Here is a 13,366-nt window from a genome sequence, read left to right as displayed (position 1 = left end):
TCCTTACAGCGCGGAGAACACCGGGAGGTAGCCGCCGGACTGGCCGGCCGCCTTCGGGTGGTAGCTCTCGTCGACCGGCAGGGTGGTGCTGTTCAGCCAGGTGGTCAGCGAGCCGCAGATCTCGTGCTCGTTGAAGATGCTGCGGACGTCGCCGAAGGCGAAGCCGGCGTTGGCGGCCCGCTTGGCGAGGACGCCGTCCAGGGTGTCCGCGGCACCGTTGATGGCGGCGCGCTTGGTGTCACCGATGCCGAAGATGCAGCTGCCGCCGACCTTGTAGATGTGCGGGTAGCCCATCACCACGACGTGGGCGTTGGGGGACTTGGCCTTGATCGCCGAGTACACCTTGTCCAGCTGGCCGGGCAGGGTGGTGGTGGCGTAGTTCTTGGCCGTGTTGACGGCGTTGATGCAGTCGCTGTCCGAGCCGAGGACGCAGGTCTGCATGGTGTCGGCGAAGCCCGCGTCGTTGCCGCCGACCGAGATGCTGACCAGCGTGGTGCTGGCGTCCAGCGCCGAGATCTGGCTGTTCAGGATGTCGCCGGTCTTGGCGCCCGAACAGGCGACGAACTTGAAGGAGGACGGCGCGTGCGCGTTCTTCCAGAGGTACGCGTACGCGTTGGTGCTGCGCTTGCAGCTGCCGCTGTCGCTCAGGTAGCTGCCGGCGCCGACACCGGACGAGTACGAGTCGCCGAGGGCCACGTAGTTGACACCGGCGGCGTTGGCGGACGTCGCGGTGAAGAGCGTCGCCATGGTGAGGCCGGCCGCTATGGCGGCGACGGACAGTGCGCGGGCAGGGCGGATCATCACGGCTCCAGTGGGGTGGGGTGGTGAGGGTCACAGAAGTGATACCAGGCGGTAGCCCAACCCGGAAGCGGTCATGCCAAGGATATTGACGGCGCGTCTGATGGCTCGGAGCTGAATTGCCGCTGACACTCCGTGATTTCGCGCAGGTCAGCAGGGGTGCGAGGTGACGCGCGTAGCGCAGCGCGCGTAGACCGGCAACTTGCAGAAATTCTGTGCAAGGCAAGCGGGGGGTCGCCGCCCGGCCATCGCCGGGTCAGATTCGACGAGGGTCCCAGCCGACCCAGGGGGGGCTGATGACACCGATGAAGGCACGCCAGAAGGTGGGCCAAAAGGGACATCAGCGGCACCACACGAAATTCACCGATGCGGTCGACGGACCCAGGCGGCCGATGTTGACGCCTGCCGTGGCGACACGTCAGGACGGCCCGGCGCAGCGGCATCGCGGCGGAGCAGCACGGCCGGGCAGCACAACGGGGCATCACGGCGGGGCGCCACGTCGAGACGGCCCGCAGGGAGACGACCCGCGGGGAGTCGCTCGGGAGTACGGCGACGCGAGAGGTCAGCCCTGCGCGCCGAGGCGGCCGCCACTGGGGTGCACGGCGCCCGGGTACACGATGCCCGGGGAGACCGTGCAGCCCTCGACCGGCAACTCCTCGATCTCCTCGTTCGCGACCGCGGGCACACCGAGCCAGCCGGCGGCGGTGGCGACCGCCGCCCGGGCCTGGCGCAGCCCTGGCGCACCCCAGCCGAGCAGCTCGACGGCGAGGCCCGGTGCCACCAGCAGCCGCCGGTAGTGCCGGCCCGAGGCCGGATCGGCCACGCTCGGGCCGACCGACCGCAGCGCCGCCGCCATCCGGACCCGCGCGCACTCGTGCCCGCCGTTCGCCGAACCGACCCGGTCGTAGAGGTAGCCGAGGTAGTACGGCCGGCCGATCCGGGCCTGGGCCTCCTCGTCCGCCTCCCGGGCCAGGGCGGCCGCCGGGTCCCCGCCGTCCTCCGGCTCCAGCGAGCCGCCGGGCAGCGAGCAGATCCCGTCCCGGGGGTTCACCAGCGTCAGCACCCGCCCGTCGGGCGCGAACAGCCACCCCCAGGACTGCTTGACCGGCAGCCCCTCCGGCACCTGCTCGCCCGGCCGCCAGGGCCAGCCCGCCGTGGGACGCCGACGCACCTTCCCGAGCAGCTCCGCGATCTCCGCGCTGTACTCGATCGGGCTCATGCTCTCGCCCCGCGGACCTCGACGGGGACGCTCGCCCCCGCGCACCCCCTGGCGCCGAGCTCGCTCCGCGCGCTCATCCGTCCCCCTCTCGCAGTCGGGCTTCGCCGGACCGGCGGTGCGCGGGGAGGACCTGCAGGGCGCGGTACGGGGCGGAGCGGCCGGAACGGCGGCGTGGGGCACCGCGCGCTCCTGCTGTTGATCTTCTCCGATCTTCCCCGAACACGCGGTCGATGAACAGTCCCCAGCGCCGCATGGTGGATGCGGAGGCAGGAACGCGCTGGATGCGGGGCGGTGAACGCCCTGATCACCCCAGCGGACCACCCCCTTCCCCAGGGCCTCGGAGGCCGGGCAGCGGGAACCCGGGCCGAGGATCCACCCCGGGCGGGAAGGGGAGCCCCCGCGCGGCGTCGTCGGCCAACTCGTCGAACACCTCGTGCGCCGTCATCGGCCGCAGCCGCCCGCCGGTCAGCGCCCAGCCGCGCACCGGCGGGCGGGGCCGGGTGTCCTCGGCCGGGGCGGCGGGTGAACGGCCGGCCGGGGCGGACCGGTCCCCGGCCCGGTCGTCGCCCGGTCCGCCCACCGACGGATCGCCGTGCAGCAGCAGCGCCCCCTCCCCGCGCAGGGCGACGCCCGCCGCGAGCGTGACGCAGAACGCCTCGGCGTCCCGCCCGGCCGGGTACAGCCGCCCCTCCTCCACGCAGACGTCCACCGCCGAGGTGAGCTCCTCGCCGTCCTCCGGGCCGTGGCAGCGCAGCGTCAGCAGATGACACCCCTCCCCCGCGCCCTCCGCCAGCGCGAGGTAGACCGAGGTCACGTACCGCATCACGGCCGCCATCCGGAGCTGCCCGGCCGGGTCCTCGCCGACGGCACTCAGCAGGGCCGCGCAGGCCACGGACATCCGCACCCGCGCCCGGTGGTCGTCCAGCAGCACCGGCACCAGCTCGGCCATCCGCTCCCCCGCGTAGACGAAGGGTTCCCCGGCCAGCTCCGGATCGCCCGCGTAGGCGACCCGGGCGGCGGGCATCCGGGGGTCGAGCCCGAGCGCCTCGCAGTAGTCCTCGAAGTCCCCCGCCTCCAGGACCCGCAGGTGCACCTCCAGCCCCTGCCGGTGCAGGGCCGTCAGGTGCTCCTCCGCCCGCCGCAGGTAGGCCTGGTGCCCGAGCCCGCCGAACAGCCCGTACTGCGCGAGCCCGGCGAAGTCCCCTGCGTCGACGGCCAGGGCCACCGCCACCGGCTGGGGCGGCGGCGCGCCCCGGACCCGGCCGCCGCGGCCCGCCGCCCGGGCACCCTCGCCTCCCGCCCGGGCACCCGGCGGCCGCCCGCCCCCGGGGGGCGCCGCCCCGCCGGGCCCGGCCGCCGACCCGTCTCCGGCACCGCCGCCCGGCCTCCGCCCGGCCAGCACCAGCACCCTCCGACGCCCCCGCGACGGCCTCCCCGCCGCGGCGCCCAGCACCTCGCGCACCACTTTCCGTACAGCAGCCATGGCTCCTCCTTCTCACTCGCCCGACACCGGATCGCGCCGACCGCCCCGCCCGGGAGTGGCCGACGCCGAGGAACATACACAGGGTCACTGACAATTCACCCCAAGTAATCGAACAAGCTCAGCGCCGCCCCACCCCGACCGTCGGCCGCTCCCCGCCCGGACCACCCGCCTGCCCCAGGTCCACGGGGCGCCTGGGCCCCGTCGACCCACAGGAACGGGCCGGACCGCTGGACGCCACCCCGACCACCAGCGACTCCCCACTCGCCGCCCGTAACCGCTTGCCGCGCGCCCCCGGAACGCCCGGGGCCCGTGGTTCCACGGGGTCGGGCGGGATTGTCAGTGCCGCGGGTTAGGGTCGGGGACCATGCGACTGCTGCATACCTCCGACTGGCATCTCGGGCGCTCGTTCCACCGGGAGAGCCTGCACGACGCCCAGCGCGCCTTCCTGGACCACCTGGTGGAAGTGGTCCGGTCCGAGGGCGTGGACGCCGTGCTGGTCGCGGGGGACGTGTACGACCGGGCGCTGCCCGGGCTGGAAGCGGTCGCGATGTTCGACGACGTGCTGCACCGGCTGGCGGGCCTCGGAGTGCCGACGGTCTTCATCAGCGGCAACCACGACTCGGCCCGCCGCCTCGGCGTCGGGGCGGGGCTGATCGGACGGGCCGGCATCCACCTGCGGACCGACCCGGGCGAGTGCGCCGAGCCCGTCCTGCTGGCGGACGAGCACGGCCCGGTGGCCGTGTACGGGCTGCCGTACCTGGAGCCGACCCTGGTGCGCGAGCGGTTCGGGCTGGCGAAGGGCGGCCACGCGGCCGTGCTCGGAGCGGCGATGGACCGGGTCCGGGCGGACCTCGCGGCGCGCCCGGCCGGCACCCGGGCGGTGGTGCTGGCGCACGCCTTCGTCACCGGCGGCGCGCCGAGCGACAGCGAGCGGGACATCGCGGTCGGCGGCGTCGCCGCCGTACCCGCGTCGGTCTTCGACGGCGTGCACTACGCCGCGCTCGGCCACCTGCACGGCTGCCAGACGCTCGCCCCGCACCTGCGCTACAGCGGCTCCCCGCTCGCCTACTCCTTCTCTGAGGTGAACCAGCGCAAGACCATGTGGCTGGTCGACCTGGCCGCCGACGGCTCGGTGACGGCCGAGCGCGTCCCCTGCCCCGAGCCGCGCGGGCTGGCGACGCTGCGCGACACCCTGGACGCGCTGCTCACCGACGAGAGGTACGCCGAGCACGAGCAGTCCTGGGTGCAGGCCACGCTCACCGACGCGGCGCGGCCGAGCGAGCCGATGGAGCGGCTGCGCCGCCGCTTCCCGCACACCCTCCAGCTGCTGTTCGACCCGGAGCGGAGCGAGGCCGAGCCCTCACGGTCGTACGCGGCACGGGTCAGCGGCCGCGGGGACCTGGAGATCGCGGAGGGCTTCCTGCGGCACGTCCGCCCCGGTGCCGAGCCGGAGCCGGACGAGCTCGGCTGGCTGCGGGAGGGCTTCGAGGGCGTCCGGGAGACCACCGACCGGAAGGCGGACCTGCCCCGATGAGGCTGCACCGGCTCACCGTCACCGCCTTCGGCCCGTTCGCGGGCAGCGAGACGGTGGACTTCGACGCGCTCGCCACCGGCGGGCTGTTCCTGCTGCGCGGCGCGACGGGTGCGGGCAAGACCAGCGTGCTGGACGCGGTCTGCTTCGCCCTGTACGGCGAGACGCCGGGCGCGCGCCGGGCCAACCGGCTGCGCAGCGACCACGCCGACCCGAAGCGGCTGACCTCGGTGGAGCTGGAGCTGACCCTCGGCGGGCGCCGGCTCCGGATCACCCGGCTGCCGGAGCAGCGCCGGCCGAAGAAGGTCGGCACCGGCACCACCGTCGAGCGGGCGCAGACCCTGCTGCGCGAGTGGGTCCTCGACACGGGCGACGGCACGCCCGGCTGGCGGGGGATCAGCAAGTCGCACCAGGAGGCCGGGGAGGAGATCCACCGGCTGATCGGCATGAACCGGGAGCAGTTCTGCCAGGTGGTCCTGCTGCCGCAGGGCGACTTCGCCCGCTTCCTCAGGGCCGATTCGGAGGAACGCGGCAAGCTGCTGCGGCGGCTGTTCGACACCGAGCGGTTCCAGCAGGTGGAGGCCTGGCTGGCCGAGCAGCGCCGCGGCCAGGAGGCCGCCGTCCAGGCCGGCCGCCGCCGGCTGCGGGACCTAGCCAGCAAGGCCGAGCAGGCGGCCGGTCCGGGCGCCGAACCCGCCGCGGGCTGGGTGCCGACCGAGGACGACGAGGGTCTGGCCGCCGGGGTGCTCGGCTGGGCGGCGGTCCTGCGCAGTGGCGCCGCCGAGCAGCTGGCCGTCGCCGAGGCCGCCCTCGCGGGCGCCGGGGCCGCCCAGCACGCCGCGCAGGAGCACCGGGAGGCCGCCGAGGAGCTGGCCGGGCGCCAACGCCGGCACCGGGAGGCGCTGGACCGGGCCGAGCGACTGGCCGGCTTCGAGCCCGCCGCAGCCGCGGACCGGCAGCTGCTCGCCGCCGCGCAGGAGGCCGTCGGGGTGGAGTCGGCCCTGCGGCTGCTGGAGAGCGCGGCCGAGGCGCTCGGGCGCGCGCGGCAGGTGGAGCGCCGGCACCGCGAGGTGCTGGCCGGATCCGGTGGCGAGGGCCGGGAGCTCGCCGGGGCCGACGCCACCGGGCTGGCCGAGGCCGAGCTGCGGCTGCGGGCCGAGGTGGTCCGGCTGGAGGCGGCCCGGGCGGAGGAGCTGCGCTGCGCCGAACTCGCCCACGAGCAACGCTCCCTGACCCGGGACCGGCGCGCCGCCGAGGAACTGGCCGAGGAGGCCGAGGACTGGCTCGCCGAGTTCGAGGGCGAGCTGGGCCGACTGGGGCACCAACAGACCGAGGCCCGGTCGGCGACCACCCGGGTCGAGCAACTGGACGGCCAGCGGACCGAGTTGACGGTACGCCTCGGCGCGGCACGGGAACGTGACCGCCTGCACGCCGAGATCGCCGTGGCCGCGCCCCGGGCGGTCGCTCTGCGCACCGCCGCGCTGGACGCCCGGGAGTACAGCCTGGACCTGCGGGACCGCCGGCTGAGCGGCATGGCCGCCGAGCTGGCCGAGCAGTTGCGCGCGGGCGAGGCCTGCCGGGTCTGCGGCTCGCCGGAGCACCCGGCGCCCGCCGAGGCCGCGCCCGGCGGCCGGGTCGGCGCCGAGGACGAGGAACGTGCGCGCCGGGCGCACGCCGACGCCGAGCGGCTCTGGACGGAGGCCGACCAGGCGCTCACCGCGCTGCGGGTGCGCGAGGCCACCGCCGCCGGCACGGCCGGACCGGGCGGGACGGACGAGCTCACGCAGACCCTCGCCGGGCTGGAGCGCGAGCACCGCGAGGCGCGGCACGCGGCGGAGGCGCTCGGCCGGGTCGAGCAGGAGATCGCCCGGCTGTCGCGGGACCGCACCCGCCGGGCCGAGGAGCTGCACGAGGCCAAGGAGCGCGCCGCCGTCCTCTCCGACCGGCTGCTGGCGCTCGGCACCGAGCAGCAGGCGCTGGCCGCCCGGGTGGCGGCCGCCCGGGGCGAGGCGGCCTCGGTCGCCGACCGGGCTGCGGCACTCACCCGGCTCACCGAGGCGGTGGCCGCCGCGGCGACCGCCTCCCGGGCCCGCACGGAGGCGGCGGCCCGGCTCGACGAGGCCGAGGACGAACTGGGCAAGGCCGCCGCCGGGGCGGGCTTCCCGGACGCGGCGGCGGCACTGGCGGTGCTGCTGCCGCGCGAGGAGCGCGAGCGGCTGGAGGCCCGGCTGGAGCGGCACCGCGCGGAGACCGCCGCCGTCCGCCGGGAGCTGGCGCTGCCGGAACTGGCCGAGGCCGCGGGCCGTCCGCCGGTGGACCTGCCCGCCGTCGCGGCCGAGCTCGACGCCGCCACCGACCGGCTCGGCCGTTCGCACGCCGCCCATGCCGCGGCCCGCGAGCGCTGCGGGGCGCTGGCCGCGATCGGGCGGCAGCTGACCGGGCTCGCCGCCGAACTGGCCCCCGCGCTGGACCGGTACGGGCGGATCACCCGGCTCTCCGCGCTCACGGCCGGCACCTCGGCCGACAACCGGCTGCGGATGCGCCTGGAGTCGTACGTCCTGGCGGCCCGGCTGGAGCAGGTCGCGGCGGCGGCCAGCGACCGACTGGTCCGGATGTCCGGCGGGCGCTACACCCTGGTGCACAGCGACGACCGGGGCAGCGGCACCAAGCGCTCGGGCCTGGCCCTGCGGGTGGTCGACGCCTGGACGGGCACCGAGCGGGACACCGCGACCCTCTCCGGCGGCGAGAGCTTCTTCGCCTCGCTCTCCCTCGCCCTGGGCCTGGCCGACGTGGTCACCGACGAGGCCGGCGGCATGCCGCTGGACACCCTCTTCATCGACGAGGGCTTCGGCACCCTCGACGAGCAGGCGCTGGAGGAGGTCATGGACGTCCTGGACGGCCTGCGCGAGCGGGACCGCGCGGTCGGCATCGTCAGCCACGTCGCCGACCTGCGCAGCCGCATCCCCGCCCAGCTGCTGGTCCGCAAGGGGCGGCACGGCTCGACCCTGGCGCTGGCGGGGCGGGAGGACGCGTAGGGCCGGGCGGCCGGATCGGGCCGGCGCAAGGCCCGGTGGCCCGGTGGCCCGGCCGGCGGCCGGGCCAGGGAGAGCCGGAGCCCGGGATCAGCCCGAGCAGGCGATCCGCTGCGCCTGCTGCCAGGCGCACACCGGGCAGAGGGTGCTGCCGGGCTGGTCGGCGGGCAGTTCGGTCGGCTCGCCGCAGAGCACGCAGTCGGCGCGCGGGCCGGTCGCCGCCGGGTCGTGTAGCAGCGCCGCCTCCGCTCCGGCCTCGGGCACGAGTTCGCAGACGGCCGCTTCCTGGTTGGTACCGGTGTCGTTCATGCCGCCTTCCTACTCCGCTCCCCGCCCAGCTGCAACAAGCTCGGACCCGGCCGGCCCGGCCTCGGCGGACGAATGACAGCGAACAGATTTCAGAAAACGTTCGCTGAAATCCGTCATCTGAAATCCGTCATCTGAAATCTGTTCGCTGAAATCCGTTCACCGAAACCCGTCCGCCCCGCCACCGCCGCCCTCGAGCCCAACGGCTACCGTGACCGGCATGCCCACCGACCTGCACCGACGCCTCCTCGCCGCCCGCGCCACCGCCCCGTCGTACCCCGAGGTGGGCGCCACCCGGGGCGGTGGCGGCCGACTCCCGGACGGCTACGCCCACCTGCGGCGACGAGTCCACCTGGGGCACGGGCCGGCGGTTCTGGAGCGGGCCGGCCGGTACGTGCTCGACTGGGGCAGCCAGTTGGGCACCGGCTTCGCGGTGCACCCCGCGGGCCCGGCCCGGGAGGGCGGGACGGTACTGCTGCGGCTGAACCTGCCGGGAATCCGGCGACCCCGACTGGTGATCCCCTGCCGGGTGGTGTGGACGGTGGACGAGCCGGACCGGATCGGCTTCGGCTACGGAACCCTCCCCGGGCATCCGGAATGCGGCGAGGAGGCGTTCCTGGTGTCGATGGACACCGACGGAGAGGTGTGGTTCGAGGTCACCGCGTTCTCCCGGCTGTCCGCCTGGTACGCCAGGCTGGGCCGCCCGGTGGCCCTGCTCTGCCAGCACCTGGCGATCGAGCGCTACCTCGCCGCAGTGGCCGCACACGTCCGCCGAGTTCGCTGAGTCCGCTGAGTTCGCGGACCCCGCGAGCCCGCCGAGCCCGCCGAGCCCGCCGCATCCGGGCCTCGCGCACTGCGCACCGCCCGGACGTCAGCCGAGGAAGGACAGCCGGACGGTCCGCCGCGGGTTGTCCCCGTTGGTGTCGATCAGCACCACCGACTGCCAGACGCCGAGCGCCAGTTGACCGCCGAGTACCGGCAGGGTGGCGTGCGGGGCGACCAGCCCGGGCACCACGTGGTCCCGGCCGTGGCCGGGGCTGCCGTGCCGGTGGCGCCAGCGGTCGTCGGCCGGGAGCAGCTCGCGCAGGGTGGCGAGGAAGTCCTCGTCACTGCCGGAGCCGGTCTCCAGCACCGCGATCCCCGCGGTGGCGTGCGGAACGAAGATGTTGAGCAGGCCGTCGCGCCCGGTGGCCCGTTCGTCGAGGAACGCCGCGCAGCGGTCGGTGATGTCGAGCGCGACCTCGCGGCTGCCGGTGGTGATCTCGATGGTGCCGCTCTGGAAGGTGGTGGCCGGGAAGGAGCCGGTCCGGGTGGAGTGGTTGTTGTCCGCCATGGCGCCATCCTGTCCCAGGTCAGCGGGCCGGGCGTACTCCCTCGCCGACTCGCCGTGCCGGGGAGGCAAACTCGCGTAGGGTGAAAGGTTCAGACCACAGCAGCCCGGACGGCGAGGCCCTCACCGAGGTCTCCGCCAGGCCCTCGCCCCAGCAGTGTCCGGACACGCCGAAGACCCGGCGGACCGGATGGTCCACCGGGTCGGTCCTCGACCGGGCGGCGGGGAGGGACCCGTGCCGCACCGGTCGAACTAGCCGCGCCCGCCGAAGAGGCTCCGCCGCAGCCGACGCAGCGGCGTCAGCAGCGAGATCCTGGTGTGGCGGCGACGGATCGTCGGGGCCTCGGTGCCGCGCGGCGTGAGTTCCCTTATCAACCCGAGCGCTTCGGCGGTGTCCACCGCCGGGAGTGCGGGCGCGCCGAGCACGGCCAGGTGTCGGTCGATCCGGCGGCCGGTCGTGCCGACACCGCATTGGATCGCCGGCACGCGGGGCCGAGTCCGCACTTGCATGTGTTCCATCAGTTTTTCCCACCCCTACGAGGCGCCAGGGCCGTGAGGCGAAGACTATCCGTGACGGACGGCCTTCGCGCAACCGTCCTTGGTGTTGTGCCACCGTATCGTGCGGCGTCAACTGACGAAGCACCAGGGGCCACCCGGCCGGTCACGACTAGGCATCAATGATGGTGCACGACCGGCCATCCGTCACCAGGTCCGGCGGACACGGGTGCACCCAGGCCGAACCGCGCCCCGCAACCGCACCCCGGACCCGCGCCCCACATCCGCAATCGGGACCCACAACCCGGACCCGCACCCACAGCCCTGCTCCGCCCGCGTCTCCCTATAAGGGGACAGCCGCCACGTCGACAAAGCGATCATCGGGGCGTCGGCCGCGCACCACTCGACCGAACGGGCAGCCGAGTGACACCGTGACCGTTCGACTTCAGGAAGTGAACACATACGAGGGATTGACTCCCGCCGAACCTCCAAGCAATATTCTGATGCACGCGCCAGTGCCCGCACCGCACTCAAGCGCGTGTTCGATTGATGAAGTACTCCGGTTCCCGCGAGCCACTGCCCGGCCGCCTCGACGCTGCGGCGGCCAGGCTCGCGCGGTGCCCGGACCGGCGGTCGGCCGTCGAGGGTCGGCCGCGCCGCCACCTGACTGCCGGTGCCGCCCCGTGAGGGGCCCGGCACCGGCGGTTCCGGGTACGCGATGAGCCCAGCAGGACCCCACCGGGACCCCATCAGGGCCCCCTGTCGCGCGCCCCCACAACGTCGCCGCCCCACCGCCGCCCCACCGCCGCCGCACCCCCACCACCGCCCCGGGAGCCCCGCACCGGACGTCCGCGCTGGTCGCACCCGGTGGATCGGTACACTCGGCCAGCGTGTCCCTCCTCCTCAGCATCGTGCTCCCGGTCCACGGCGTGGAGCGGTACCTCCCGCACTGCCTCGACTCGATCCTCGGCGACACCCCCGCCGCGGAGACCCGCTTCGAGGTGATCGCGGTCGACGACCTCTCCCCCGACGGCTCCGGCGCGATCCTGGACGCGTACGCGGCCCGCGACAGCCGGCTGCGGGTGCTGCACCTCCCCGAGAACCAGGGCCTCGGCGGCGCCCGCACCGCCGCCCTGCCGCAGGCCCGCGGTGAGTACGTCTGGTTCGTGGACAGCGACGACTGGGTGCCCGAGGGGACGGTCGGCGCCCTGCTGGACGAGCTGACCCAGGAGCGCCGCCGGGAGACCCCCGCCGACGTGCTGATCACCGATTTCACCCACGTCTACCCGGACGGCGGGACGGAGCCCAACCCCTGGCGCCACGTGCTGGCCGGCTCCCCGCTGGTCGAGGGCTGCACCCTGGCCGAGCACCCGGCGCTGTTCCAGACCGTGATGTCGGTGTGGAACAAGCTGTTCCGCCGCGCGTTCCTGGACGGCCTCGGCGTCTCCTTCGGCCGCGGCTACTACGAGGACATCTCGGTCACCTACCCGGCGCTGCTCGCCGCCGGGCGGCTGCGCTACCTCGACCGCCCGTGCTACTTCTACCGGCGTGGCCGGGACGGCGCGATCACCGCCACCGCCTCCCCCAAGCACGCCGACGTGTTCGCCCAGTACGACGCGATCTTCGCCTTCCTGGACCGCCCGGACCGCCCCGGCCGGCCCGTCCCGGACTCGCTGCGCACCCTGGTCTTCGACCGGACCGTCCGCCAGGCGCTGAACGTCTACGACACCCCCGGGCTGGTCCCCACCGACCTGCGCAAGGACTTCTTCCAGCGGATCGCCCGGCACTTCGACCGCCACCGCCCGGCCGGCTACCGCTTCCCCGGCGGAGTGCGCGGCGTGCAGTACCGGCTGGCCGCCCGCGGCGCCCGGATCGCGTACGCGGAGCTGCGCCGCACCGGGCGGCTGCCGCGCGAACTCAAGCGCGGGGCGCGGGCGGTGGCGCCCGCGGTGAAGAAGGGGATGCGCAGCGGTGCCCGGTTCACCGCGTACAGCGCGTTCCGCCGGCTGCCGCTGGACGAGAACCTCGCCGTCTACGCCGCGTACTGGCACCGGGGTTACGCGTGCAGCCCGGCCGCGATCTACGAGAAGGCGAAGGAACTCGCCCCGCGGATCCGGGGCGTGTGGGTGGTGGAGAACCGCGCCCAGGCCGCCACGCTGCCGCCCGGGGTTCCGCACGTGATCGTCAACACCCCCGCCTACCTCAAGGCGATGGCGACCGCCAAGTACTTCGTCAACAACGTCAACTTCCCTCGTACCATGACGAAGCGGCCGGGCACGGTGCACGTCCAGACCCAGCACGGCACCCCCCTCAAGGCGATGGGCATGGACCTGCGCGACCACCCGGCGGCGGCCGAGGGGATGGACTTCGAGCTACTCCAGGAGGCCATCGACCGCTGGGACTTCCTGGTCTCCCCCAACCCGCACACCAGCGGGCACTTCGCCCGCGCCTTCCCCGGCCGGTACGAGATGCTGGACACCGGCTACCCTCGCAACGACCGGCTGGCGAACGCCACTTCGGACGAGGTCCGGGAGATGCGCGAGCGGCTCGGGCTGCGGCCGGACACCCGGGCGGTGCTGTACGCGCCGACCCACCGCGGCAGCAAGGGCGGCTACGTGCCGCTGCTGGACGTGGCGGCGCTGGCGCGGCGACTGGGCCCGGACTTCACCCTGCTGGTGCGCACCCACTACTTCCACGCCGACGGCCCGGGGGACCTGACGGGGGCGGGCGCGGAGTCGGCGCGGATCGTGGACGTCTCGGCGCACCCGACCGTCGAGGACCTCTACCTCGCGGCGGACGTGCTGGTGACGGACTACTCGTCGATGATGTTCGACTACGCGGTGCTGGACCGGCCGGTGGTGATCTTCGCCCCGGACTGGGAGGAGTACCAGCGGGAACGCGGCGTCTACTTCGACCTGTTCGCGGAGCCGCCGGGCGCGGTCACGGTGGACGAGGACGGACTGGCGGGGGCGCTGCTGGCGGGCGACCCGGAGCCGGCGGCACGGGCGCGGTTCCGGGAGAAGTTCTGCGTCTGGGACGACGGCGGGGCCTCGGAGCGGGTGGTGCGCCGGGTGTTCCCGGTGGAGAAGTAGGCCCGGGTCGAGAAGTGGCCGTGGTCGAGAAGTAGTCCCGGCGGCGGGGTAGCACCGGTGGAGAAGTAGCGCTGAGGAGC

At 74.7% G+C, this 13,366-nt stretch carries 10 protein-coding genes; 4 read left to right on the top strand and 6 right to left on the bottom strand.

Annotated elements, in window-relative coordinates; translation table 11 throughout:
• Positions 1 to 3 precede the first annotated feature (3 nt).
• The 3 genes from ACFWP2_RS06890 to ACFWP2_RS06880 all read right to left on the bottom strand — a co-directional run bounded on the left by ACFWP2_RS06890 (position 4) and on the right by ACFWP2_RS06880 (position 3,500).
• Entirely contained in the window at positions 4 to 801 is a 798-nt protein-coding gene (locus tag ACFWP2_RS06890) for an SGNH/GDSL hydrolase family protein (RefSeq protein ID WP_380449151.1), read from the bottom strand.
• Between the two features lie 559 nt (positions 802 to 1,360).
• On the bottom strand, positions 1,361 to 2,017 hold the full coding sequence (locus ACFWP2_RS06885; protein WP_380449149.1) for a hypothetical protein: 657 nt from the start codon (positions 2,015 to 2,017) through the stop codon (positions 1,361 to 1,363).
• A 304-nt stretch (positions 2,018 to 2,321) separates the two neighbouring features.
• A complete protein-coding gene (locus ACFWP2_RS06880) occupies positions 2,322 to 3,500 on the bottom strand; it encodes a hypothetical protein (protein ID WP_380449147.1) in 1,179 nt (392 codons plus the stop codon).
• Positions 3,501 to 3,864: 364 nt separating this feature from the next.
• On the opposite strand from ACFWP2_RS06880, the gene ACFWP2_RS06875 reads away from it, so the two are divergent.
• Together ACFWP2_RS06875 and ACFWP2_RS06870 are read left to right on the top strand one after the other, a co-directional pair.
• Positions 3,865 to 5,034 (top strand): exonuclease SbcCD subunit D, encoded by a 1,170-nt coding sequence (locus ACFWP2_RS06875; RefSeq protein ID WP_380449145.1) that lies wholly within the window; start codon positions 3,865 to 3,867, stop codon positions 5,032 to 5,034.
• Positions 5,031 to 8,066: an AAA family ATPase gene (locus ACFWP2_RS06870; protein WP_380449143.1), complete on the top strand. Its 3,036-nt coding sequence runs from the start codon at positions 5,031 to 5,033 to the stop codon at positions 8,064 to 8,066. Before ACFWP2_RS06875 ends, ACFWP2_RS06870 begins: the two co-directional genes overlap by 4 nt.
• Before the next feature lie 87 nt (positions 8,067 to 8,153).
• Here the strand turns inward: ACFWP2_RS06870 and ACFWP2_RS06865 are convergent, their stop codons facing one another.
• Complete coding sequence (locus ACFWP2_RS06865; protein WP_380449141.1) at positions 8,154 to 8,372, bottom strand: hypothetical protein; 219 nt, start codon at positions 8,370 to 8,372, stop codon at positions 8,154 to 8,156.
• A gap of 217 nt (positions 8,373 to 8,589) precedes the next feature.
• On the opposite strand from ACFWP2_RS06865, the gene ACFWP2_RS06860 reads away from it, so the two are divergent.
• The gene (locus ACFWP2_RS06860) at positions 8,590 to 9,153 is read left to right on the top strand and encodes a DUF1990 family protein (RefSeq protein ID WP_380449139.1); all 564 of its coding nucleotides are present in this window, start codon (positions 8,590 to 8,592) and stop codon (positions 9,151 to 9,153) included.
• 87 nt (positions 9,154 to 9,240) lie between these two features.
• On the opposite strand, the gene ACFWP2_RS06855 is transcribed toward ACFWP2_RS06860, so the two are convergent.
• Together ACFWP2_RS06855 and ACFWP2_RS06850 are read right to left on the bottom strand one after the other, a co-directional pair.
• Complete coding sequence (locus ACFWP2_RS06855) at positions 9,241 to 9,702, bottom strand: YjbQ family protein (RefSeq protein ID WP_380449137.1); 462 nt, start codon at positions 9,700 to 9,702, stop codon at positions 9,241 to 9,243.
• 249 nt (positions 9,703 to 9,951) lie between these two features.
• On the bottom strand, positions 9,952 to 10,218 hold the full coding sequence (locus tag ACFWP2_RS06850; RefSeq protein ID WP_380449135.1) for a hypothetical protein: 267 nt from the start codon (positions 10,216 to 10,218) through the stop codon (positions 9,952 to 9,954).
• An 866-nt stretch (positions 10,219 to 11,084) separates the two neighbouring features.
• Here ACFWP2_RS06850 and ACFWP2_RS06845 point away from each other — a divergent pair.
• Positions 11,085 to 13,286, top strand: coding sequence for a CDP-glycerol glycerophosphotransferase family protein (locus tag ACFWP2_RS06845; protein WP_380449133.1), 2,202 nt, complete (start codon positions 11,085 to 11,087; stop codon positions 13,284 to 13,286).
• Positions 13,287 to 13,366 lie beyond the last annotated feature (80 nt).

It is taken from the genome of Kitasatospora sp. NPDC058444 (genome assembly GCF_042721415.1).
GTDB lineage: Bacteria > Actinomycetota > Actinomycetes > Streptomycetales > Streptomycetaceae > Kitasatospora.
This window is presented reverse-complemented; position numbering and strand designations above follow the sequence as displayed.

Bases quoted from the DNA above. Each gene is read 5' to 3' on its own strand.
- ACFWP2_RS06850 (WP_380449135.1), bottom strand. From the start codon at position 10,218: ATGGAACACATGCAAGTGCGGACTCGGCCCCGCGTGCCGGCGATCCAA.
- ACFWP2_RS06865 (WP_380449141.1), bottom strand. From the start codon at position 8,372: ATGAACGACACCGGTACCAACCAGGAAGCGGCCGTCTGCGAACTCGTG.
- ACFWP2_RS06870 (WP_380449143.1), top strand. From the start codon at position 5,031: ATGAGGCTGCACCGGCTCACCGTCACCGCCTTCGGCCCGTTCGCGGGC.
- ACFWP2_RS06860 (WP_380449139.1), top strand. From the start codon at position 8,590: ATGCCCACCGACCTGCACCGACGCCTCCTCGCCGCCCGCGCCACCGCC.
- ACFWP2_RS06880 (WP_380449147.1), bottom strand. From the start codon at position 3,500: ATGGCTGCTGTACGGAAAGTGGTGCGCGAGGTGCTGGGCGCCGCGGCG.
- ACFWP2_RS06885 (WP_380449149.1), bottom strand. From the start codon at position 2,017: ATGAGCCCGATCGAGTACAGCGCGGAGATCGCGGAGCTGCTCGGGAAG.
- ACFWP2_RS06855 (WP_380449137.1), bottom strand. From the start codon at position 9,702: ATGGCGGACAACAACCACTCCACCCGGACCGGCTCCTTCCCGGCCACC.
- ACFWP2_RS06875 (WP_380449145.1), top strand. From the start codon at position 3,865: ATGCGACTGCTGCATACCTCCGACTGGCATCTCGGGCGCTCGTTCCAC.
- ACFWP2_RS06890 (WP_380449151.1), bottom strand. From the start codon at position 801: ATGATCCGCCCTGCCCGCGCACTGTCCGTCGCCGCCATAGCGGCCGGC.